This window comes from Burkholderia sp. GW821-FHT14F03 (assembly GCF_058803765.1).
In genome coordinates this window covers 53,030-76,718 of the sequence record NZ_JBXAPG010000030.1, presented here as the reverse complement: position 1 = coordinate 76,718, position 23,689 = coordinate 53,030, and the positions used below count along the sequence as shown (strand labels likewise).

Sequence of the window (23,689 nt, the reverse complement as noted above, 5' to 3'; positions counted from 1 at the left end):
GGCCGCGCGCGACGCGCGCTTGCCCGCCCCCTCGCCGCGGCCCGCCCAGGCGGGCGGCTCAGCCGGCTTCCAGCCCCTTGGCCCCGCCGGCCGTGCCCTGCGGCCGCGCCGCCTCCCGCTCCCGCTCCCGCTCCAGTTCCAGCTCGTCCGCCCGCTCCACCGTGGACAGTTCGTTCGCGCGATGGCCGGTGCGCGCGAGCAGCGCCAGCATGCAGGCGAGCGACACGAGCGCATAGAGCGCCGACACGAGCGCGACCGCGCCGATGCCGCCCGTCGCGTTGAGCAGCGCCTGCGCGAGCACCGGCGTGCCGCCGCCGATCAGCAGCGAGCACAGCTGGTAGGACAGCGACAGCCCCGTATAGCGCACGTTGACCGGGAACACCCTGGCGAGCATGCCGCCCACCGCCGCGTAGTACATCGCCGACGGAATCGTCGAGAGCACCATGCCCGCGAGCGCGATCGCATAGGAACGGGTTTCGATCGCGTGGAACATCACGGGCATCAGCACGCACTCGGGAATCAGGATCGCGCACATCGCGCGCCGCATGTCGACCCGCGACACGAGCCACGCGCCGATCGGCTGCACGCAGAACTGCACGATGATCGAGATCGCCAGCATGCCGAGGAAGGTGCTCTGCGCATAGCCGAGCTCCTTGGTTGCCCAGGACAGCGCGAAGGTGCTGCGGAAGTAGGTGACGTGAATCACCGGCAGCGCGCCCGCCGCGAGCAGCACGGTCGGCCAGTGGTGCCGCAGCACCTCGGCGAGCGGCAGCTTCACCGTGCGGTTGCGCTTGAGCACGCGCTGCATGTCGGCCGATTCGACGAGCTTGAGGCGGATCACCATGCCGACGATCACCAGCACCGCCGACAGCAGGAACGGGATACGCCAGCCCCAGCCGACGAAGATGGGCGTCGGCAGCATGCTCAGCGCGAAGAACGCGCCCGTCGCCAGCAGGTTGCCGGCGGGCGAACCCTGCTGCGCGAACGCCGCGTAGAGAATGCTCTTGTGGCGCGGCGCGTTCTCGCTCGCGATCAGCACCGCCCCGCCCCACTCGCCGCCGACCGCGATCCCCTGCAGCACGCGCAGCAGCACGAGACACACGGGCGCCCACGCGCCGATGCGGTCGTAGCCGGGCAACAGGCCGATCGCGGTCGTCGCGAGCCCCATCATCACCAGCGTGATCACGAGCGCCTGCCGGCGGCCGACCCGGTCGCCCAGGTGGCCGAACACGATCCCGCCGATCGGCCGCGCGACGAAACCCGCCCAGAACGTGACGAACGCGAGCAGCGTCGCGACGCCCGGCGCCATCTGCGGCGAGAAGAACACCTTGCCGAACACGAGCGCCGCGGCCGTGCCGTAGATGTAGAAGTCGTACCACTCGATGGTCGTGCCGACGAAGGCGGCGATCGCGGCCCGGCGCGGGGAATTGCCCGGCGCGCGGGGTTCGTGCTGAGGGTTCATGCTTGTCTCCTGGTTGCTGGGGGCGTGGCGCGACTGGTGCGCGCCTTGCCGGGGGGGCCGGTTCGCCGCCGGCCGGCGGCGCCGTCATGGATCGACGGCCGACTCCTTCAGCACGCCCGCGTCGAACAGGCGCCGCTGGGTCGCGGCGTCGATGCCGAGCCCGTCGAGCACCGTGCGCGTGTCGCGACCGAGCGCGGGCGGCGCATCGCGGTAGGTCGCGGGCGTGCGCGACAGCCGGATCGGCGACGCCGTGCCGCGATAACGGCCCAGTTCCACCAGCAGCCCGCGATGCAGCGTATGCGGATCGCGCGCGACCGCATCGACGGTTCGCACGGGGCCGCACGGCACCCCTTCCGCCATCAGCGCGCGCGCCAGCGCATCGCACGGCTGCCCGGCCAGCCTCGCTTCGAGCGCCGCCTTCAGTTCCACGCGATGCGCGCAGCGGCGCGCGTTGTCGACGAAGCGCGGATCGTCCGCGAGCGCCGCCGCGCCGAGATGCGCGCACAGGCGCGCGAACTGGCGATCGTTGCCGACCGCGAGAAACAGCGGCTCGGTCGCGGTGCGATAGCTGTCGTACGGCGCGATGTTCGGATGCGCATTGCCGCTGCGCGCCGGCACGGCGCCCGAGCCGAAATGGTTCGGCAGATGCGGATGCAGCAGGGACACGCCGCAGTCGTACAGCGCGATGTCGATCGATTGCCCCATGCCGCTCTGCGCACGCTCCGCGAGCGCGAGCAGGATGCCCGCGAGCGCATTGAGCCCCGTGACCATGTCGACGATCGGCAAGCCGATGCGCGTCGCCGGGCCGTCACGCTCGCCGTTCACGCTCATCAGGCCCGCCATCGCCTGGATCACCGCGTCGTAGCCGGGCAAGCCGCCGAGCGGACCGTCCGGACCGAAGCCCGTGATCGCGCAATGGATCAGCCGCGGCAGCCGCGGCCGCAGATCGCGTGCGTAGTCCATGCCCCAGCGCGCGAGCGTGCCGGGCTTGAAGTTCTCGACCAGCACGTCGGCGTCGTCCAGCAGGCGCCACAGGATCGCGCGCCCCGCCTCCTGCGACAGATCGACCGCGATCCCGCGCTTGTTGCGGTTCACGCCCATGAAGTACCACGCTGCGTCGTCGAGGAACGGCGGCCCCCAGCCGCGCGTCTCGTCGCCGCCCGGCGGTTCGAGCTTGATCACGTCGGCGCCGTGGTCGGCCAGCGCCTGCGTGCAGTACGGGCCGCCGAGCACGCGGCTCAGGTCGACCACCTTCAGCCCCGCCAGCGCGCCGGGCGGCAGGTGCGCGGAACTCATGCGTTCACCTGTGCGTCGTCGAGAAGGCGCAGCGCCGCGTCCAGCGGCACCGGCCGGTCGCCCAGCAGGAGCGCGCCGGCCTCCGCGTCGGCCGCGCCGTCGCGCGGCGCCAGCGGATCGAGCGGCGACAGCTTGTGACGCAGCACCAGGTGCGCGAGCGCGAGCCGCCGATAGTCGGGCGCGAGCCGCGCCCCTTCGTGCGCCAGCAGGATCGCCGTCGTCGCGTGGTACAGCGCCGACCCGGCGGCGCGCACGCGCGCATCGTCGCCCTGCGTCGCCACGCGCGCCATCAGTTCGCATGCGCGCGCCAGGGCCCGTTCCAGCGCGACCTCGCTCGCGGGTGGCAGGCCCGCGTCCGCGAGCAGCCGCGCCAGGTGCGCGCGCAGCGGTTCGAGCGCCTGCTCGCGCGTGACCGCGCGGGTAATGTCGAGCGCGACGATATTGCTCGTGCCTTCCCAGATCGACCCGAGATGCGCGTCGCGCAGCACCCGCGCGTCGCTCCACTCCTCGATGTAGCCGGTCCCGCCGCGCACCTCCATCGCATCGCCCGCGACGCGGCGCGCGTCGCGGCACGCGCGGAACTTGATCAGCGGCGTGAGAATGCGCACGCAGCGCGCCGCCTGCTCGTCGCCCGCGTCCGCGCGCGGCAGCAGCAGCGCGATCTGGATGAACAGCGAGCGCGCCTGCTCGGCGGGCACGAGCATCTTCAGCAACTGCCGCTGCATCAGCGGCATCTCGATCAGCTTGCGGCCGAACGCCTCGCGGTGCCGTGCGATGTGCAGCGCCTCGGTCAGCGCGCGCCGCATCAGGCCCGCCGCGCGCACGCCGTTCGACAGGCGCGACATGTTGATCATGTCCGCCATCTGGTGGAAGCCGCGCCCGACCTCGCCGATCAGGTAGGCGTGCGCGCCGTCGAGCGTGATCTCGCCGCTCGCCATCGAGCGGCTGCCGAGCTTGTCCTTCAGGCGGACGATGCGGTAGTGATTGCGCGCGCCGTCCGGCAAGGCCTTCGGCAGCAGAAACAGGGCGAGCCCCTTGAGGCCCGACGGCGCGCCGTCGGGACGCGCGAGCACCATCGCGAGATCGGCATCGGCGTTCGAGCAGAACCACTTGTCGCCGTACAGCCGCCACGCCGTCGCGCCGTCCGCGCCGGTTTCGCGCACCGCGCGCGTCTCGATGCGGGCGACGTCCGAGCCCGCCGCCTGCTCGGTCATGAACATCGCGCCCTGGTACAGCGTGTCGAAATCGCGCGACGCGAGCCGCGGCAGGAAACGCTCGACCAACTCCGGCGCGCCGTAGCGGCGCAGCGTGCGGGTCAGCGAATCCGTCATGCTCACCGGACAGCACAGGCCGAACTCGGCCTGCACGAACAGGAAGGTCAGCGCGTACTTGACGAGCGGCGGCGGCGCATCGTCGCGGTGGCTCATCGACGCGAGCCCCAGTTCGGCAAACGCGACGCGCTCGAGCGCGACGTAGTCGGGATGCTTGTCGATGCGCTGCAGCGGTTCGCCGCGCCGCGTGCGGTGCTGCAATTCGGGCGGATGGCGATCCGCGCTCCCGGCCCAGCGATCGAGCTCGTCCGACGCGCGCCGACCCAGCGCATGCAACGTCGGTTCGAGGCGGCGATAGCCCGCGTCGTCGAGGTACAGGCGCAGCAGCGCGGCCAGGTCGGGGTCGGTCGTGAAGAAATTGACGCCGCGGCTGTCGGGGATGTTGTTCGCGCCCGCGGCGAACGCTTCGGTGTTCTCGTGCATGGTGTCGCCTCCTTGTCCGGCCAGCTTAGGAACACCATCGATAAACGTCCAATACAGGATTTATCCGGTACGATAAATAATCCTGATCGATGCAAGCAGGCGGAGGCGGCATGGAACTCAAGCAGTTGCGCTACTTCGTGGCGGTGGCCGAGGAACTGCATTTCGGCCGCGCGGCGAAGCGGCTTTTCATCTCGCAGCCGGCGCTGAGCTTCGACATCCGCAAGTTCGAGGAGGAGCTGGGTGTCGCGCTGCTCGTGCGGACCAGCAAGCGGGTCGCGCTGACCAATGCGGGCGAGGTGCTGCTCGGCGAGGCGCGCCGGTTGTTGCTGCAGGCCGGGGAAGCCGCGCGGCTGACGGTGCGTTCGGCGTCCGGGCTCGGCGGGCGGCTGCGGATCGGCTTCGTCAATTCGATGCTGTACCGCGGCCTGCCGCAGGCGGTGGCGCGCTTCGGCGCGGATCATCCAGGCGTCGAGATCGTGCTGAAGGAAATGAACACGCATGAACAGGTCGACGCGATCCGGCGCGCGCAGATCGATCTCGGCTACGCGCACTGGGGGAGCTTCCCCACTGACATCGCGGCCGAGACGATCTATTCGGAGCCGTTCGAGTGCTGCCTGCCGGCCGGTCATCCGCTCGCGGGCGAGGCGCGGCTCGCGCTCTCGGCGCTCGCGGCCGAGCCGTTCATCCTGTTTCCGCGCGACGTCGCGCCGCATTATCACGACCTGATCATCGCGCAGTGCGTGCAGGCGGGATTCAGCCCGTTGATCCGGCATGAGGCGCGGCTGTGGCAGACGGTGCTGTCGATGGTCGAATTCGGGATGGGGGTCGCGCTCGCGCCGCATGCGCTGCGGAAGGCGCGCGGCGAGCGCGTGTGTTTCGTGTCGCTGCTAGACACGGGATTCGCGTCGCAGACCTTGCAGCTGCGCCGCGCGGATGATGTGGAGCCGGTCGTGGAACGGTTCGCGGGGTATGTGCGGGAAGCGATCGGAGGGCTCGCGCGGGAAGCGTGACGGCATGCGCGGCTTCGCGGCATCCCCGCCCTTCTGCTGCGTGATTGAAAATACTGCTGGATAAAAGTGACGGATTGATTGTAGAATCCCGCTTCTGGTTGCGCCACGGTGCGGTCAGAACCCGCCGCGATGAATTAGTTTCAGAAAGTGCTTTACGAAGTTGGCCAACTCTGACATAATTCAAGGCTCTTTGGGCGGTTAGCTCAGCGGTAGAGCACTGCCTTCACACGGCAGGGGTCACTGGTTCGATCCCAGTACCGCCCACCAAGGATTCATCGGTGTGTGAAGCCCGAAAGATAAAAGGCCCTCAAGCGAAAGCTGAGGGCCTTTTTCTTTGCGCGCAAACCTCGCCGAACACCCTTTGAGGGCGCCGCGAAATTGGCCCAGACAACGATCAACGACTGTCTGGAGCATCCAGTGGCATCAATCTTGAAGCGGGGAAACGATGGGCGCGCGCTCATTCGTCGACGCGCCGCCCCCAACACGCAGGTTTGACACAAAGGCTATAGCCGAAGCCCGGACGCGCCGCATCGAGTCTGAAATGGATCGAGGAACCTTTGTCGGTAGAACGGAAGCGGAGCACAACACGTTTGACGACCTCGCGCAGCGATACACTCAGGAGGCCTCGCCCCATAGGAAAAAGGGTGAGGGGTGACCCGCCAGATCGGCACTTCCGACCCGCACGCCCTTCCGGCACTCAGGTTTTGTCATTCAGCGCGGTGGCGGCAGTGCTGGCAACCCGCTGCCTGACGGGCAAATGCACGGTGAAGGTTGTGCCTCGCCCGGGTTCGCTCTCGACGTCGATGGCGCCCTTATGACGCTCCACGATCCCATGCGACACCGACAGTCCGAGACCGGTGCCTTCGCCGATCGGCTTGGTCGTAAAGAACGGATCGAAAATCCGGCGCTGTACGTCTTGCGACATGCCACTCCCGGTATCGGAAATCGCAATCGCCACCTGGTCGCCCTCCAAGGTCGTCCGAACCGAGATAACACCGCGCCCGACAATAGCCTGCGCCGCGTTGACGAAAAGGTTCATGAACACCTGATTCAATTGCGACGGCAGGCATTCGATCAACGGCAAGTCGCCGAAATCGCGAACCACGTCCGCCTTGTACTTGATCTCGTTATGAACGACGTTCAACGTACTTTCGATGCCGGCATGGATATCGACCATGCTCCAATCGCCGCTGCCAGGACGCGAAAAATCGCGTAGATCCTGCACGATGCGGCGAACACGCGTGGTGCCGTCGATCGACTCGTCGATCAAGGTGATGATCTCGTCCCGAACGAAGTCGATATCGGCGTTTTTCCAGGCATTCAGGAGTGTGTCGCGCGTAGCGGAATCCAGACTGGACATGAGCGTCTCATGAGCCGTCACCACGCCGAGCAGGTCGCGTACCCAGCCACGCAGCGTGTTCAGATTCGAGTTGACGAAGCCGATCGGATTGTTGATTTCGTGCGCGACGCCCGCGGCCAGTTGGCCGATCGAAGCGAGCTTGTCGGATTGCAGCAACTGGACGTGCGTATCCGCCAGCTCGCTCATCAGCCGACGCTGTTCGTCCTTCTCCTGCTCGAGTCTCGCCTGCGCCGACTTGCGCTCCTCGATCTCGCGCTCCATCTTTTCGCGGGTCTGTTGCAGCATCCGGGTCGTCCGCTCGTAACGTTTCAGCGCGCCTTCCAGTTCCGAGGTTCGCTGCTTTACGAGTTCCTCCAGCGTATCCGCCATCCCCCGAAGGAAGGTCGCCCGCGCGTCGAAACGGGAAACCAGCAGCGTTACCACCAGGAGCGCCAGCGTAAACAGCGCAATCGTCGTTGCCAACCACGGCGCATCGATGCCGTTGGCCGCGCCGCATATCGCGTCCGGACCGAAGTTGGCCGCCGCCATCGCTGTGTAGTGCATGCCGCCGATCGCCACGCCCATGACCATCGCAGCGCCGATCCTTCGCACGGTCGCATGTCTTGTATGCTGCGCGCGCAGGGTCTGCGCGATCCACAGTGCCGCCGTGGAGGCCCCGACCGCGATCATGAGCGACGCGGCAAACAGGACCGGGTCGTACGCGATTGCCGGCTGCATGTGCATCGCCGCCATCCCGGTGTAGTGCATGCCGGCGATACCGCCGCCCATCGATGCTCCGCCGACGCACAGGCGGCCCCAGGTCAACAATTCGCGCGTCACAACGCTCAGCGCGAAGTACGACGCGAGTACGGCAAGCAGGAGCGACACGCCGGTCTCGGCGAGGTTATAGCCGAGCGGAATCGGCAGCGAGAACGCCAGCATGCCGACGAAGTGCATCGACCAGATACCCGTTCCCATGGCCGCGGCGCCGCCGCTCAGCCATACGCGCCGCAACTTCGGTTGCTTGAGCAGCGAGATAAAGGCCGTCAAATCGAGCGTTGCATACGACGCCAGCGTCGCAATGCCGAATGACAGCAGAACCAGCCAATGGTTGTACGTACCTTGCATGATCGTAGTCCGAGTCAGAGTGACACAAGGTCGCCACGCCCGGCGATCGACCGCCACGAAGACGGTATCCAATAGCCCCCACCCGCCTCAGCCGGGCTGACCGGCAATTCTCGAGAAGCCGTCCGCTGCCCCGCGCGATGCCTGGATCAGGATCTTGAACGGCGAATCCTCGTGCGCCTCGAAACGGCGGATCAGTTCGATCTGATGGGCCGACATCGCGCTACCCTTGGCCATCAGCAGCACGCCCCGGCGCGTGCGCAGATCATCGGCAAGCCGCATTCCCTCGACCAATCCGGCCGCCGAGACCTCCGATATCGATGCAGCCATGCCGGAAATCACCGGATTTTTCATCAAGGTGATCAAGCGACCAACGACCTGCGGGTCGTAACGGATGCCCGCCTGAGATCGAAGTGCGTCCAGTGCTTGATCGCGGGTATGCTGCACGCCGATATCGCCGTGACACAGCCCGTCGAAATCCCGCGCCACCGCGATGATGCGCGAGCCCAGCGGAATGTCGTTTCCCACGAGGCCATCCGGTATCCCCCGGCCATTGAAGCGCTCAAATTGGTGCCCGATGATCGACGCGACCTGATGCAATTGATCCACAGGTGTCAGAACCATCTGGGCGCGCAACGGGTGCTGGTGGAACAGGTGACGTTCTTCCGTCGACATCTTCGCGATCGGCTTGTGCAATAGCGCGTCGGGCAACGACAATTTGCCTATGCCATGCAACAGGCCGGCGAAATACACCTCCTGTGTCTGCAGCGCGCTCATCTCCAACGACGAGGCGAGATGTTTCGCGATCTCCCCGATCCGCATCGCTTGTCCGCCGCCGCTGCCGCACCGCAGTTCGACCATATTTGCGCAGACCTGCGCCATTGCGGTGAAATTGCTCTTCAGGTCCCGTTGGGCGGCTTCGAGAAACATCACAGTCTGGCCGATCTCCTCGGTACGCGCCCGGACCTGCCGCTCCAATTCGTCATTGAATCGGCGTAGCGTTTCGTTTTGCGTCTGCGTAAGTGCCGCGAGACGCATCGCTTCGGCGCGCAAACGGCGCTGTTCGAGGGCCTGCCCGATCGTCAAAAGCAGATCCTGGTCATCCCAAGGTTTATTCAAATAGCGATAGATCCCACCCTCGTTCACGGCTCGCACAACGGAATCGATCTCCGAGTAGCCAGTCAGCAGGATTCGCATCGTCTCGGGCCACATCGTGCGGCAGCGTGCCAGAAAGTCCGAGCCGTTCATATGTGGCATGCGCATGTCCGATACGATCAGATCGACCTCCGTCGAGGTCAGTAGATCGAGCGCCGCCTCCCCACTCTCCGCCGTTCGCACGTCGTATCGAGCGACTCTTAGAACACGCTTGAGTGCGGACAGAACGTTCGGTTCGTCGTCGACCAGCAGGACCACGGGGGTTGGCGCCGTCTGGCCCGGGATCTGCCCGTCGCTTGCCATTTCATCCAACGGAGGTTCCGGCTTTATTGTTTCATTCATTGTGCGACTCTCCTGGCATGGCCCTCTCATGCGACGCACGACATCGACCACCTATGCGTCTTGATTCGCGAAAACGCCAGCCGATGCCATGTATGAACAGCCCCCATTGGGTAACGGGGCGCCCGCCACCACTCCAGACAATCATGCGTCTATTCAAGCTCAAAAAACGGCCAACAGCCAGTCAAAGCTCATAAGGCAGCTGCAATCGGTCGTCGCGCCTCCTGCAATCGGGGGAAGCGTCGATACCTTTGGTACCGACGTTGCAAGTTACGCTTCCAGTAAGCGTCTCCGCCACTGGGCAAACGTGTGCAGGTGCTGTTTGATCTATCAGTTGCCCTTGGGGGCGCCCTGCGTGCCCGCGCCGACGGCGAACGTCTCCATCTCGATGACCTTGCACCGAATTTCAACCTGCGGAAGCGTGACGGCTGCGGGCAAGCTCAGAACGAAATCGATCGTCGCCACGACATCCTCGACCTGGATCTTCGCCTCGTTCGGGATGCGGCCGTCATTGGTCATGCCGGTATTGACCACACAGGAGCACAGGCAGGTCACGCGCACGTCGAAGGACAACAACTCCTTGTGCAGAGCCTGCGCGTAGCTGATCAACGCGGCCTTGGTCGCCGCATAGACCCCAAGCTTCGGCATGCTCTCCATCCCGGCCATCGGGGAGAGCAGGAAAATCTGTCCGCCACCGTCGAGCCGCATGCGGTTCGCCACGAGATTGGTGACAACCAGCGCGCTGGTGAGGTTGATGTCCACCATGGAGATGACATCCTCGCCGGCAAGGGCCGCCCCCCCTCTTGAAGACCCCGGCCGAACTTACCACCATGGTGATCCGCATCGTGCCGGACAGGGCTTTCGCGACTGCTTCGTGTACCTGATTCGGAAAACGCATGTCCACGCTGAGCAGTTCAATCCTGCAATCCGGGTGCAGGGCGAGGATCTGGGCCCTGGCCCGAGCAAGCCCGGCAGGATCTCGTGCCGACAGAAGCAAGTTCATACCCCTGCCAGCGACATACTTTGCTACTGCCGGGCCAATCCCTCGGCTGCCGCCGGTGACAAGCGCAGGGCACGCGCCATGCAGCCGGCTCGTTCGCCGCGCCGCCCTGGCCGCCGCTGCCGTAAGGCGCGGCCGGGCCAAAGAGAACCGCCGACCGATCGCGCGCCGGAACGCAGCGGGAAACCGGGCCGGCCCAGGCCGTCGAGGCGGCGCACGCCGAACGCGTCACCGGCAAGCCGCCCCGGCTCCGCGCCTCTTCATCCGAGCCGCCGGCGCGCCCGGCCCGGCCGCTCGCCATCCGCGGCCGCCCTCACTGCGACGCCGCCTCCTTCCCCGCCGCCGCCACCGGCGCCCCGACATACCTGAGCGTCCGCACCACCTGCTGCGCCTGCTCCGACTGCTCCAGCGTCGGCATCAACGGCCCCGCCACCACCGAGTACGGCACGCTCAGCCGCACGTAGCGCGTATCGCCGCCGGCGAGCTTCACCGTGAGCGGCGTGTCGCGTGCGCTCGACGTCGTGATCGTGTACTCGCCGGCCGGCTCGTCGACATAGAAGAACGCCCCCATCGGCATCGTCCCGACCGGCTGGTCGTTCACCCGCACCTGCGAGCCGCTCGCCGCGCCCAGCACGCCGGTCTCGCGGAAGAAATACAGCCGGCCGTGGTCGGCATCGAGCGTCGGTATCGAAGCCGACATGTCCTGATACGGCGTCCCCTGCTGCGTCGCGCAGCCTGCGGCCCCCAGCACCACACCGCCCACCACGCAAAGCACTCGCCAGTTCCGGATCATCGCTGCCTCCTTCATCAGAATGGGGACGCGGCGCCCGCATCCGGCGCCGCGGGTTTGCCACACCATAGCGCCGCCCGACCGCCGCCACTGTTAAATTTGGTGAAGGTCGCCCGGCTCCTCCCACCGTTATAGTGCATCCCGGATCCGATACCACGCCATCGCGAGCATCAGCGCGGGCGTCCGCCAGCGCGCGCCGCCCGGGAAATCGCGGTGACGGATCGCGCCGAACAGATCGAAGCGGCCCGCCTGCGCATCGATCGCCTCCGCGATCAGCGTGCCCGCGAGCGCCGTCACATTGACCCCGTGCCCGGAAAAACCCTGCGCGAAATACACGTCCGGTTCGAGCCGGCCGAAATGCGGCGCGCGGTTCATCGTGATGTCGACGAACCCGCCCCACGCGTAATCGACCCGCGCGTCGGCGAGCATCGGGAAGGTCTTCAGCATGTCGGCGCGCATCGCCTGCGCGAGGCGGCGCGGCGGCCAGGTCGAATAGCTGACCTTGCCGCCCCACAACAGCCGGTGGTCCCGCGACAGGCGGAAGTAGTCGAGCACGAACGCGCTGTCGCAGATCGCCGCGCCGGCCGGCATCAGCGCGCGGGCGCGCGCCTCGCCCAGCGGCTCGGTCGCGATCATGTAGGTGCCGACCGGCATGATCTTGCGCGCGAGCGCGGGCGCGAGCCGCCCCAGGTAGGCGTTGCAGGCGAGCACCACGTAGCGCGCGTCGACGCTGCCGGGGCCGGCCGCCACCCGGTAGCCGGCTCCGGTCTTCGCGAACGACGTCGCGCCGCTCTCCTCGAAGATCGACACGCCCGCCTCGCGCGCCGCCCGCGCGAGCCCGAGCGTGTAGTTGAGCGGATGCAGGTGGCCGCTCGCCGCATCGAACAGGCCGCCGAGATAGCGCGCCGAATCGACGTAGCGCGGCAGGTCCTGCCGCTCGACGTACCGGAACGCGTGATCGTCGTAGCGCGCGGCCGCCTCGTCGCGCCAGGCGCGCAGCGCGCGCACGTCGCGCGGCTTGTTCGCGGCGGTCAGGTAGCCGAGCCGCAGGTCGCAGTCGATCGCATGCCGTTCGATCCGCGCCTTGACGAGTTCGACCGCCTCGCGCCCCATCGCCCAGATCCGCTTCACGTCCTCGGCCGGCAGGTGCGCCGCGAAGGTGTCGATCTCGCATGCGTAGCCGCCGATCAGCTGGCCGCCGTTGCGCCCGCTCGCCGCCCATCCGACCCGCGACGCTTCCAGCAGCGCCACCCGATAGCCGCGCTCGGCCAGGTTCAACGCGGCCGTCAGGCCCGTGAGCCCGCCGCCGATCACGCACACGTCGGCGCGGATCGCCGCGTCGAGCGGCGGATGCCGGGTCGTGTCGTTGACGCTCGCCGCATAGTAGGACGGCACGTGGGCCTGCTTGACGAAGCTGAGCATCGCGGTCTCCGTTCAAATGGTGGACGCGGAACCGCGCACGCCGAAGCGGCCGCCCGCGGGCGACGCGCCCGCGCCGGTGGCCGGCGGCTCGCCCGAGGCCGCGGCGAGCGCGGCGCGCAGGTCGCGCGCGCGCCGCCGCTCGCGCGACAGCATCAGCATGTTGATGCCGATCACGCCGATCGTCACGAGCACGATGAACAGCGTCGCGAGCGCATTCATCTCGGGGTTCAGCCCGAGCCGGACGCGCGAGAACACCAGCAGCGGCAGCGTGGTCGAGCCGGGCCCGGACAGGAACGCCGACAGCACGAGATCGTCGATCGACAGCGTGAACGACAGCAGCCAGCCGGCCAGCAGCGCCTGCGCGATCAGCGGCAGCGTGATCACGAAGAACACCTTGACGGGCGTCGCGCCGAGATCGAGCGCCGCCTCCTCGAGCGCGCGGTCGAGTTCGCGCACGCGCGACTGCACGACGATCGCGACATACGACACGCACAGCATCATGTGGCCGATCCAGATCGTGAGCATGCCGCGCCCGGTCGGCCAGCCGATCAGCTGCTCCATCGCGACGAACAGCAACAGCAGCGAAATGCCCTGGATCACCTCGGGAATCACGAGCGGCGCGTTGATCATCCCGCTGAACAACGTGAAGCCGCGAAAGCGCCCGAAGCGCGCGAGCACGAACCCGGCCCAGGTACCCATCGCGACCGAGGTGCAGGCGGTCAGCAACGCGATCTTCAGCGACAGCCACGCCGCGCCGAGCAGTTCGTCGTCCTTCAGCAGCGCCGCATACCACTTCAGCGAGAAGCCGGACCAGACGGTCACGAGCTTCGATTCGTTGAACGAGTACACGACGAGGCTGATGATCGGGATGTACAGGAACAGGAAGCCGGCCGTCAGCACGGCCACCGTGATCGCCTTGTTCGACTTGATCATCGCGCGCTCCCCTGTTCCTTGACCTGGTAGTACTGGAACACCGCCATCGGCACCAGCAGCAGCAGCACCATCGCGACCGTCACGGCGGACGCCATCGGCCAGTCCATGTTGTTGAAAAACTCATTCCACATCACGCGGCCGATCATCAAGGTGTCCGCGCCGCCGAGCAGCTCGGGGATCACGTACTCGCCGACGGCCGGGATGAACACCAGCAGGCAGCCCGCGATGATGCCGTTCTTCGACAGCGGCAGCGTGATCCGCACGAACGCCTTCCACGGCTTCGCGCCGAGGTCGTAGGCCGCTTCGAGCAGGCGCAGGTCCATCTTCACGAGATGCGCGTAGAGCGGCATCACGAGGAACGGCAGATAGGAATAGACCATGCCGATGTACACCCCGGCATTGGTTCTGTACAGCTCGATCGGCGTGCTGATGAGCCCCGTCGACAACAGGAAGTTGTTCAGGAGCCCGTTGTTCTTCAGGATGCCGATCCACGCGTACACGCGGATCAGGAACGACGTCCAGAACGGCAGCATGACCGCCATCATCAGCAGGTTGCGCGTGGCCGGGTTCGTGCGCGCGATGCAGTACGCCATCGGATAGCCGATCAGCAGGCAGAACACGGTCGTCACCGCGGCCATCTTCAGCGAACTGATGTAGGTCGCGACGTACAGGCTGTCCTCGATCAGGAACGCATAGTGGCTGAACTGCAGCGTCAGGTTCAGCGCGCCGTCCTTGAGCGCGACGAGTTCGGTATAGGGCGGGATGCCGATGCGCAGATCCGCGAAGCTGATCTTCAGCACCAGCACGAACGGCACCGCGAAGAGCAGCGCGAGCCACAGGAACGGCACGCCGATCACGAACGAACGGCCGGACGACAGGCCGCGTGCGGGGGAGGATGGGAGCGTTTTCATTGGGTCAGCACCACGCCGCTCGCGGGCAGCCAGGAGACGAACACGGTCTCGTCGTAATCGGGCAGTCCGGCCTGCGCGATCTGCGCGCTGGACACGTTCGACATCACCATCTTGCCGCTCGGCAGGCGCACGTGATACAGCGAATAGCTGCCGAGGTACGCGATGTCGGCCACGACGCCGCGCGCCCAGTTGTGCGGCGAGTCCGGCTGTTCGCGCGACAGCGCGATATGCTCGGGCCGCACCGAAATCCCGACCGGCATGCCGAGCGGCCCGGTGACGCCGTGGCTGACGTGGATGCGCGCGTCGAGCGCGTCGCTCTCGACGAAGATATAGTCGGGCTCGTCCTCGACGACCACGCCCTCGAACAGGTTCGTCGAGCCGATGAACTCGGCCGAGAAGCGGCTGTTCGGATACTCGTAGACCTCGCTCGGCGAACCGGTCTGCACGATCTTGCCCTCGCTCATCACCGCGAGGCGATGCGCCATCGTCATCGCCTCCTCCTGGTCGTGCGTGACCATCACGCAGGTCACGTCGACTTTCTCGATGATGTTCACGAGTTCGAGCTGGGTCTTCTGGCGGATCTTCTTGTCGAGCGCCGACATCGGCTCGTCGAGCAGCAGCAGCTTGGGCCGCTTGACGAGCGAACGCGCGAGCGCGACCCGCTGCTGCTGGCCGCCCGACAGCTGGTGCGGCTTGCGGCCCGCGTAGCGGCTCATCTGCACGAGTTCGAGCGCGTCGCGCACGCGCTCCCTCAGTTCGGCCTTCGGCACGCCTTCCTGCTTGAGGCCGAACGCGACATTCGCCTCGACCGTCATGTGCGGGAACAGCGCATACGACTGGAACATCATGTTCACCGGACGCTTGTACGGCGGCAGCGCCGCCAGGTCCTCGCCGTCGACGAGGATCCGCCCCGAGGTCACGGTCTCGAAGCCCGCGAGCATGCGCAGCAGCGTCGACTTGCCGCAGCCCGAGCTGCCGAGCAGCGCGAACAGTTCGTTCTTCTCGATCGTGAGACTCACGTTGTCGACGGCGACGCTGTCGCCGAACTTCTTCACGACCTGCTCGATCCGCACGAATGCGGCCGCCGGCGCGGACGGCGCATCGGGCGACGCGCGGCGCGCGGTGTCGGGTAAGACCTGGCTTGGGTTCATCGCATCTCCTCCGGTGACGAATCGCGGGCGCGAACGCGTCCGCGCAAAGCGCGGGGCGTTCGCGGGCAATCTCGCGCAAGCGGAAAGCGCGCGGCCGGCGGGTTTCTGCGCCCGGCCGGCGCGCGTGGAAAACGGTGCGACGACGGGCGTCGAGCGACGCCCGGGCCGCGCGCATCATGTCAACGTCCGGCCTTCAACTGCGACCACAGCCGGTTCTCGAGCTTCACGATCACGATCGGCAGCGGCTTCTGGAGCGACATCCGCGCCAGCTCCGCATCGCTCGGATAGGTCGCCGGATCCTGCGCGATCGCGGGCGTCACGAAGCGGCGCGCCGCGCGATTGGCCGACGGATAGAACACCTCGTTCGTGATCGCCGCGTTCACCTTCGGGTCCGACACGTAGTTGATCCATTGCAGCGCGGCCTGCGGATGGGGCGCATCCTTCGGCACCACCATCACGTCGAACCACAGAATGCCGCCCTCCTTCGCGTTCGCGAAATGGATCTCGTAAGGCCGCTTCGCCTCCTTCGCGCGACGCTTCGCGATGCCGACGTCGCCCGACCAGCCGAGCACGACGCACACGTCCTGGTTGACGAGGTCGTTGATGTAGCCCGACGAGCTGAACTGCGTGATGTACGGCCGCACCTTCCTGAGCACCTCGTAGGCGGCGCGGTAGTCGGCCGGGTCGTTGCTGTTCGGGTTGCGGCCCATGTACTGCAGCGTCGCGGCGAACACGTCGGACGCCTGGTCGAGGAACGATACGCCGCAGCCCTTGAGCTTCGACAGGTAGGCGGGATCGAGCACCAGCGCCCAGCTGTCGACGGGCGCGGCCGGCCCGAGCGCCTTGCGCACCGCATCCGCGTTGTAGCCGATGCCGGTCGTGCCGAACGCCCAGGGTACGCCGTACTGATTATCGGGATCGACGTCGGCCAGCATCTTCATCAGCGTGGGATCGAGGTTGACCAGATTGGGCAGCTTCGACTTGTCGAGCTTCTGGTAGACGCCCGCCTCGATCTGTTTGGCCATCGTGTTGGAGGTCGGCACGACCACGTCGTAGCCGGTGCTGCCCGACAGCATCTTCGCCTGCAGGGTGTCGTCGCTGTCGTAGTTGTCGTAGCGGACCTTGACGCCGGTGTCCTGCTCGAAGCCCGGGATCGTGCCCTTCGCGATGTAGTCGGACCAGTTGTACAGATTCAGCTGCTTCTCGGCGGCGCCTGCGCCGGGCGCCGCCAGCGCCGCCAGCGCTGCCAGCAGCGCGACGCCTGCCAGCGCGCCGCGCCTGAAGTGATGTGCGGTCATGTCGAGATCCTGTCGTTGCAGGCCGCCCGCGCGACGCGCGCCGCGCGGGAGGCCTTCGCCATTACGAAATCCCCAGTTGGGCAGCCGTCGCATCGATCGCGCGCTTCGCCTTCGCGACGATCTCGTCGACCTCCTCGGTCGACACCACGAGCGGCGGCGACAGCAGCATCCGGTCGCCCGTTGCGCGCATGATCAGCTGGCCGTTGAAGCAGTGGTCGCGGCAGATCGTGCCGACCTCGCCGCCGTTCGTGAAGCGCTCGCGCGTCTCGCGCGACGCGGCGAGCTGCAAGCCGGCGACGAGCCCCGTCCCCGCGATCTCGCCGATGAGCGGATGCCCCTCGAACGTGTCGCGCAGCCGCTGCTGGAAGTACGGGCCGATCTCGCGCTTCACGCGCTCGACCACGCCGCCGTCGCGCAGCACCTTCAGGTTCGCGACCGCCACCGCCGCCGCGACCGGATGGCCGGAATAGGTCAGCCCGTGATTGAACTCGCCGTGCGTGATCAGCGCCTGCGCGATGCGCTCGTGCAGCGCGACCGCGCCCATCGGCACGTAGCCGCTCGTCAGGCCCTTGGCGAGCGTCATCAGGTCCGGCGAAAAACCGAAATGCTGGTGCGCGAACCATTCGCCGGTGCGCCCGAAGCCACCGATCACTTCGTCGGCGACGAGCAGCACATCGTACTTGCGGCAGATCCGCTCGATCTCCGGCCAGTACGTCGACGGCGGGAAGATCACCCCGCCCGCGCCCTGGAACGGCTCGCCAATGAAGGCCGCGACCTGGTCCGGGCCCAGTTCGAGGATCTTCGCCTCGAGCTGGCGCGCCCGCTCCAGGCCGAACGCCTCGGGCGTCATGCCCGCCGGCGCCTCGCCGAAGAAGTACGGCTGGTCCAGATGGACGATGTGTTCGACCCGCGACGGCATCTGCTCGTGCATGTAGTCCATGCCGCCCAGCGTGGCGCCCGCGATCGTCGAGCCGTGGTAGCCGTTGCGGCGCGCGATCACGTACTTGCGCGTCGGCTGGTTCTGGGTGCGCCAGTACTGATGCACGATGCGCAGCACCGTGTCGTTGCCTTCCGAGCCGCTGTTGCAATAGAAGAAGTGCTTGAACGGCGCGGGCGTCAGCTCGGCGAGCAGCGCCGACAGCTCGATCACGGGCGGATGCGTGGTCTTGAAGAAGGTGTTGTAGAACGGCAGCTCGCGCAGCTGGCGGCTGCCGGCCTCGATCAGCTCCTCGCGGCCGTAGCCGACGTTCACGCACCAGAGGCCCGCCATGCCGTCGATGATCCGGTTGCCGTCCGAATCCCACAGATACACCCCTTCCGCCTTCACGATCACGCGGCTGCCGGCGCGGTTCAGCGCGCCCATGTCCGAGAACGGATGCAGGTGATGCGCGGCGTCGAGCGCCTGGTACTGCGCGGTGCTGCGTTGCCGGACCGCCTGCGCGGCCGGCGCGGCCTGCGCCTGATACGGTTGCACATAGGCGAATTCGCCCACTCTCGATGTCATGTCCTTCTCCTGGTCCTGGTTGCGATGCCCGGGCCGGGCCCGCTCAAACATGCAGCAGCAAGTGCCGGCGCTCCCACGAGCTGATCACGCGGAAGTACGCCTCGTATTCGGTTTCCTTCAGGGCGACATAGGCCTTCATGAATTTCTCGCCCAGCAGCTCGGCGAGCGGCGCGCACGCGCTCATCAGCGTGAGCCCCTCCTCCAGGTTGCGCGGCAGCTGGTACGGCAGGTTGTAGCCGTCGGTCGAGATCGGCTCGGTCGGCGTGAGCCCCTGCGACACGCCGAGATAGCCGGCCGCGAGCGTTCCCGCGAGCGCGATGTAGGGATTGCAGTCGACGCCCGGGATGCGGTTCTCGATGCGCCGCGCGGCCGGGCTCGCATGCGGGATCCGGAAGCCCACCGTGCGGTTGTCGTAGCCCCACTGCACGTTGATCGGCGCGGCCATGAAGCGCGACAGGCGGCGGTACGAATTGATGTACGGCGCGAAGATCGGCATCAGCGCCGGCGTGTACTTCTGCAGGCCCGCGAGGAAGTGATGGAACATCCGGGTCGGCTGGCCGTCTTCGCCCGTGAACAGGTTGCGCCCGGTCTCGGCGTCGACGATGCTCTGGTGGATGTGCATCGCGGACCCCGGCTCGTCCTCCATCGGCTTCGCCATGAAGGTCGCGTACATGTTGTGGCGCAGCGCCGCCTCGCGCACCGTGCGCTTGAACAGGAACACCTGGTCGGCGAGGCTCAGCGGATCGCCGTGCAGGAAATTGATCTCCATCTGCGCGGCGCCGACCTCGTGGATCAGCGTGTCGATGTCGAGCCCCTGCATTTCGCAGTACTCGTAGATATCCTCGAACAGCGGGTCGAATTCGTTGACGGCCTCGATCGAATACGACTGCCGGCCGGTCTCCGCGCGGCCCGTGCGGCCGATCGGCGGGCGCAGCGGCAGGTCGGGGTCCTTGTTCATGTCGACCAGATAGAACTCCAGCTCCGGCGCGACCACCGGCTTCCAGCCCTTCGCCTTGTACAGGTCGAGCACGCGGCGCAGCACGTAGCGCGGCGAGATCTCGACCGGCGTGCCGTCGAAATGCACGCAGTCGTGGATCACCTGCGCGGTCGGGTCGACGGCCCACGGGATCAGGCAGATCGTCGCAGGGTCGGGCACGCACACCATGTCGGGATCGGTCACGCCGGTCAGCGAGCCGTCCTCCGGATACTCGCCGGTGACGGTCTGCACCATCACGGCCTGCGGCAGGCGCATCGCCTCGCCGGTCTCGAACTTGTTGCGCGGGATGATCTTGCCGCGCGCGCGCCCCGCCATGTCGGGGATGATGGCTTCCACTTCGGTGATGCGATGCTGTTTCAGAAAGTCGTCTATGTCTTGCATGATCAGCCTCTTTGAATTGGCGTCGACGGCTTACGCGCGCGCCGTGGTGCCCACGGCCTGCGCGGCCGTCGAGCGCATTCGGGCGCGGCATGCCGCGCCGAACGCCGCGAAGATTTCCCGGGACAGCGGATTGCCCGCGAACTGCCACTCCGGGTGCCATTGCACGCCGAGCACGAAGCCGCGCGCAGCGGGCATGCTGACCGCCTCGACGAGACCGTCGGGGGCCCGCGCATCGACCGCGAGGCCCGCGCCGAGACGCGCGAGGCCCTGCCCGTGCAGCGAATTGACCCGCGCCTCGGCCGCGCCGCCCGCGATGCGCTGCAACAGCCCGCCCGGCGTGAGCCGGATCGTGTGCGCGGGACCGTATTGCGCGTCGAGCGGTTCGTCCCGGTCTTCACGGTGATCGGCGTAGCCGTCCACCGCATGCACCTGCTGATGCAGCGTGCCGCCCAGCGCGACGTTCAGCTCCTGCAGGCCGCGGCAGATCGCGAGCACCGGCACCCCGGCGTCGAGCGCCGCGCGCAGCAGCAGCAAGGCGGTCGCGTCGCGCTCGGGATCGTGCAGCGTGCCCGGCTCGCTCGCGCCGCCGCCGTAGCGCGCCGGCTCGACATTCGAATAGTTGCCGGTGAACAGCAGCCCGTCGACCAGCGCGAGCAACGCGTGCGCGGGTTGCCGCTCGCCGAGCGCCGGCAGCACGATCGCGAGCGCCTGCGCACCCTCGACGACGGCCGTGAGGTACTTCTCGCCCGCCTTGTGGACGGGGTGCGGGCCGATCACCATGCGGTCGGCGCACACCCCGACCACGGGCCGGCCGGTTCGATCAGTCATGAGGACTCCTCCGGTTTGACGGAAGCAACGGCCGCGCGCTGACGCGCTTTCTCCGTTGCGATCAAGGGGACGGCGCGGCGCGCGGGCGAACGCCCGCCGCGCGCCATCGCGATTCGGTCTGGAAAGCGGTGCGCCGCGCGACGCTCCCAACCCGCTCGCGCCGCGAACGACGCGCGAGCGCGACGCACACGGCCCGGCCCCATGCATGCGCATGGGCACGGCGGGAACGGCGGATCGGACGGCGGGCGGAGAGAGGCGCTAGGGCAACAGCGACGCGACGTCGTCGCAGTGCACGGCAATGAAGGCGCGGGCGGCCACGACGTTGTAGCGGCGCACGCAGCGGCGGGACAGGATGGCGTAGATAGACAGGCTTGGGCTAGCGAGATGCTTGCCGCAGCTGCCGTCGTCGCAGGGCTCGGCGGCATGCGGAAGATCCGCCTGCCGACTTCGATCCCATCTGACCAAGGGGCCTTGGACTCTCACGATCACACTCGTCTGGCTGTTTAAAGTATTGAACGTCCCGGCATGCGGTGCGAACAGCCTGGCACCGTGGACCGGCCCGTCGGCGCGCCGTCGCTGCCGGGAAGCCTTGCCATCGCCCAGGTGCGGGATGGCGTTTTGACGGGCCTCAACATCGACATGACGACTTGCTGACATCCAGCTTAACTGATTCAAAAATGCCGTCAATTCCGTTTCAAAAATACCCGCTCAGTGTTTTCCCCTAAAGGCGGCGCGTCACGACTGCTTAAAATATTCGACAATTCGGATGCCGACGGAAATGCTGCGGTGCACGCGTTTTCCTTTATGCGGGGTCCGAAACGTCTCTTTCCATGCGGGTCATATCCGGGGTCGCACGATGTCCGTCGAAGTCGCCACGCGTCTGCAATACATTCGAAAAAAGCACGGCCTGTCGCAGCGCGAACTCGCGAAGCGCGCGGGCGTCACGAACGGCACGATCTCGCTGATCGAGCAGAATCGCGTGAGTCCGTCGGTGGGCTCGCTGAAGAAGCTGCTCGAATGCATCCCGATGAGCCTCGCCGAATTCTTCACGTTCGAGATCGAAGAGAGCCGCGCGATCGTGTCGCGTCGCGACGAGATGCCGAACCTCGGCAACGATGCGATCCGCCTCTATCTCGCCGGCGCGGCGAACCGCGACCGCACGATCGGCATCATGCGCGAGGTCTACGAGCCGCTCGCCGACACCGGCCCCGACATGCTGCAGCACGCAGGCCACGAAGGCGGCGTGGTCGTCAGCGGCGCGATCGAGCTGACGGTCGCCGGCACCACCTGGCGGCTCGATCCGGGCGACAGTTACTACTTCGAGAGCCGCCTGCCCCACCGTTTCCGCAATCCGAGCGCGGAGCACCGCTGCGAGATCGTGTCGGCCAATTCGCCGCCGACCTTCTGAGCGACGCGCCCGGGCATCACGGCGCGCGGGCCTTCCGCGCCGCGCGCCCCAACCACGAGGCATACCGATGAGCAAGACACTCGCATACTGGCAGGATCTGGCCGCATCGCTGAGGTTCGAAGGACGCGCCTTCATCGACGGCGCCTATCGCGACGCGGCCTCGGGCCGCCGCTTCGACTGCGTGAGCCCGATCGACGGCCGCGCGCTCGCGACGATCGCCGACAGCGGCGCGGCCGACGTCGACGCCGCCGTGGCCGCCGCGCGCCGCGCCTTCGAGGCCGGCGTCTGGGCCGGGCTCAATCCGCGCGAACGCAAGGCCGTGCTGCTGCGCTGGGCCGCCCTGCTGCGCGCGCATCAGGATCAGCTCGCGTTGCTCGAAACGCTCGACGCGGGCAAGCCGATCGGCGACACCACCACCGTCGACGTGCCCGGCGCGATCTATTGCATCGAGTGGTACGCGGAGGCGATCGACAAGCTCGGCGGCGAGGTCGCGCCGGCCGACCATCACCTCGTCGGGCTCGTCACGCGGGAGCCGGTCGGCGTGGTGGCCGCGGTGGTGCCGTGGAATTTCCCGCTGCTGATGGCCGCGTGGAAGTTCGCGCCCGCGCTCGCGGCGGGCAACAGCGTCGTGCTGAAGCCGTCGGAGAAATCGCCGTTGACCGCGCTGCGGATCGCGCAGCTCGCGCACGAGGCGGGCATCCCGGCCGGCGTGTTCAACGTGGTGCCGGGCGGCGGCGAACCCGGCAAGCTGCTCGCGCTGCATCGCGACGTCGACTGCCTCGCGTTCACGGGCTCGACCGCGGTCGGCAAGCTGATCATGCAATACGCGGGGCAATCGAACCTGAAGCGCGTGTGGCTCGAACTGGGCGGCAAGTCGCCGAACATCGTGCTGCCCGACTGTCCGGATCTCGACCGCGCGGCGCGCGCGGCGGCGGGCGCGATCTTCTACAACATGGGCGAGATGTGCACGGCCGGCTCGCGGCTGCTCGTGCATCGCGACATCCGCGACGCGTTCGTCGCGCGCCTGCTCGATGCGGCGCGCGCCTACACGCCCGGCAATCCGCTCGATCCCGCGACCACGATGGGCGCGATCGTCGATGCGACCCAGCTCGAACGCGTGCTCGGCTACATCGAGGCGGGCCGCGCGGAAGCGACGCTGCTCGCGGGCGGTGCGCGGGTCAGGCAGGACAGCGGCGGCTTCTACGTGGAACCGACGGTGTTCGAGGTGCCGGACGCCGATGCGCGGATCGCGCGCGAGGAGATCTTCGGGCCGGTGCTGTCGATGATCGTGTTCGATACGTTGGACGACGCGATCCGCATCGCGAACGACAGCGACTATGGTCTCGCGGCCGCGGTGTGGACCGCGGACCTGACGACGGCGCACGAGGTGTCGCGGCGGCTGCGCGCGGGCACCGTGTGGGTGAACTGCTATGACGAGGGCGGCGACATGAATTTCCCGTTCGGCGGCTACAAGCAGTCGGGCAACGGCCGCGACAAGTCGCTGCACGCGCTCGAGAAATACACCGAACTGAAGTCGACGCTGATCCGGCTGCGATGAGGCGAGGCGCGCCGCGCGGCTCGACAGC

Annotated in this window: 17 protein-coding genes, 1 tRNA gene and 3 pseudogenes; 4 read left to right on the top strand and 17 right to left on the bottom strand. The window is 67.4% G+C overall.

The window, feature by feature from the left end; translation table 11 throughout:
- Positions 1-58: 58 nt before the first annotated feature.
- The 3 genes and pseudogenes from AC1RQF_RS20880 to AC1RQF_RS20870 form a co-directional block, all read right to left on the bottom strand.
- A complete protein-coding gene (locus AC1RQF_RS20880) occupies positions 59-1,462 on the bottom strand; it encodes an MFS transporter (RefSeq protein ID WP_492872870.1) in 1,404 nt (467 codons plus the stop codon).
- Positions 1,463-1,546: 84 nt separating this feature from the next.
- Positions 1,547-2,737: pseudogene (locus AC1RQF_RS20875) on the bottom strand (CaiB/BaiF CoA transferase family protein); the annotation flags it as partial.
- Between the two features lie 17 nt (positions 2,738-2,754).
- Entirely contained in the window at positions 2,755-4,512 is a 1,758-nt protein-coding gene (locus AC1RQF_RS20870; RefSeq protein ID WP_492872869.1) for an acyl-CoA dehydrogenase family protein, read from the bottom strand.
- A gap of 110 nt (positions 4,513-4,622) precedes the next feature.
- Here AC1RQF_RS20870 and AC1RQF_RS20865 point away from each other — a divergent pair, with 110 nt between their 5' ends.
- Together AC1RQF_RS20865 and AC1RQF_RS20860 are read left to right on the top strand one after the other, a co-directional pair.
- On the top strand, positions 4,623-5,522 hold the full coding sequence (locus tag AC1RQF_RS20865) for a LysR substrate-binding domain-containing protein (RefSeq protein ID WP_492872868.1): 900 nt from the start codon (positions 4,623-4,625) through the stop codon (positions 5,520-5,522).
- Positions 5,523-5,714: 192 nt separating this feature from the next.
- Positions 5,715-5,789, top strand: a tRNA-Val gene (locus AC1RQF_RS20860).
- Between the two features lie 430 nt (positions 5,790-6,219).
- Here the strand turns inward: AC1RQF_RS20860 and AC1RQF_RS20855 are convergent.
- The 14 genes and pseudogenes from AC1RQF_RS20855 to AC1RQF_RS20790 form a co-directional block, all read right to left on the bottom strand.
- Entirely contained in the window at positions 6,220-7,989 is a 1,770-nt protein-coding gene (locus AC1RQF_RS20855; protein ID WP_492872867.1) for a histidine kinase, read from the bottom strand.
- 87 nt (positions 7,990-8,076) lie between these two features.
- Positions 8,077-9,444 carry a response regulator c-di-GMP phosphodiesterase, NosR family gene (gene nosR / locus AC1RQF_RS20850; protein WP_274004332.1) on the bottom strand — a complete coding sequence of 456 codons (1,368 nt, stop codon included), beginning with the start codon at positions 9,442-9,444 and terminating at the stop codon, positions 8,077-8,079.
- 366 nt (positions 9,445-9,810) lie between these two features.
- Positions 9,811-10,254 (bottom strand): annotated as a pseudogene (locus AC1RQF_RS20845) (SDR family oxidoreductase); the annotation flags it as partial.
- 37 nt (positions 10,255-10,291) lie between these two features.
- Positions 10,292-10,624, bottom strand: a pseudogene (locus AC1RQF_RS20840) (SDR family NAD(P)-dependent oxidoreductase); the annotation flags it as partial.
- A 169-nt stretch (positions 10,625-10,793) separates the two neighbouring features.
- The gene (locus AC1RQF_RS20835) at positions 10,794-11,273 is read right to left on the bottom strand and encodes a DUF2846 domain-containing protein (RefSeq protein ID WP_274003938.1); all 480 of its coding nucleotides are present in this window, start codon (positions 11,271-11,273) and stop codon (positions 10,794-10,796) included.
- Positions 11,274-11,399: 126 nt separating this feature from the next.
- Complete coding sequence (locus tag AC1RQF_RS20830) at positions 11,400-12,692, bottom strand: NAD(P)/FAD-dependent oxidoreductase (protein ID WP_492872866.1); 1,293 nt, start codon at positions 12,690-12,692, stop codon at positions 11,400-11,402.
- 12 nt (positions 12,693-12,704) lie between these two features.
- Positions 12,705-13,625, bottom strand: a complete 921-nt coding sequence (locus tag AC1RQF_RS20825) for an ABC transporter permease subunit (RefSeq protein ID WP_492872865.1) — start codon at positions 13,623-13,625, stop codon at positions 12,705-12,707.
- Positions 13,622-14,536, bottom strand: coding sequence for an ABC transporter permease subunit (locus AC1RQF_RS20820; protein ID WP_274003943.1), 915 nt, complete (start codon positions 14,534-14,536; stop codon positions 13,622-13,624). The genes AC1RQF_RS20825 and AC1RQF_RS20820 overlap by 4 nt, the downstream gene beginning before the upstream one ends.
- Positions 14,533-15,687: an ABC transporter ATP-binding protein gene (locus AC1RQF_RS20815; RefSeq protein WP_274003944.1), complete on the bottom strand. Its 1,155-nt coding sequence runs from the start codon at positions 15,685-15,687 to the stop codon at positions 14,533-14,535. Before AC1RQF_RS20815 ends, AC1RQF_RS20820 begins: the two co-directional genes overlap by 4 nt.
- Before the next feature lie 179 nt (positions 15,688-15,866).
- Complete coding sequence (locus AC1RQF_RS20810) at positions 15,867-16,985, bottom strand: polyamine ABC transporter substrate-binding protein (RefSeq protein WP_492872864.1); 1,119 nt, start codon at positions 16,983-16,985, stop codon at positions 15,867-15,869.
- A gap of 61 nt (positions 16,986-17,046) precedes the next feature.
- Positions 17,047-18,489 (bottom strand): aspartate aminotransferase family protein, encoded by a 1,443-nt coding sequence (locus AC1RQF_RS20805; protein ID WP_274003947.1) that lies wholly within the window; start codon positions 18,487-18,489, stop codon positions 17,047-17,049.
- Positions 18,490-18,532: 43 nt separating this feature from the next.
- Complete coding sequence (locus AC1RQF_RS20800; protein WP_274003949.1) at positions 18,533-19,867, bottom strand: glutamine synthetase family protein; 1,335 nt, start codon at positions 19,865-19,867, stop codon at positions 18,533-18,535.
- Positions 19,868-19,897: 30 nt separating this feature from the next.
- Positions 19,898-20,695: a gamma-glutamyl-gamma-aminobutyrate hydrolase family protein gene (locus tag AC1RQF_RS20795; RefSeq protein ID WP_492872863.1), complete on the bottom strand. Its 798-nt coding sequence runs from the start codon at positions 20,693-20,695 to the stop codon at positions 19,898-19,900.
- A gap of 258 nt (positions 20,696-20,953) precedes the next feature.
- On the bottom strand, positions 20,954-21,382 hold the full coding sequence (locus tag AC1RQF_RS20790; protein ID WP_443111587.1) for a hypothetical protein: 429 nt from the start codon (positions 21,380-21,382) through the stop codon (positions 20,954-20,956).
- 169 nt (positions 21,383-21,551) lie between these two features.
- On the opposite strand from AC1RQF_RS20790, the gene AC1RQF_RS20785 reads away from it, so the two are divergent.
- The gene (locus AC1RQF_RS20785; RefSeq protein ID WP_274003953.1) at positions 21,552-22,103 is read left to right on the top strand and encodes a cupin domain-containing protein; all 552 of its coding nucleotides are present in this window, start codon (positions 21,552-21,554) and stop codon (positions 22,101-22,103) included.
- Positions 22,104-22,170: 67 nt separating this feature from the next.
- On the top strand, positions 22,171-23,661 hold the full coding sequence (locus tag AC1RQF_RS20780; RefSeq protein ID WP_492872861.1) for an aldehyde dehydrogenase: 1,491 nt from the start codon (positions 22,171-22,173) through the stop codon (positions 23,659-23,661).
- Positions 23,662-23,689: the final 28 nt, after the last annotated feature.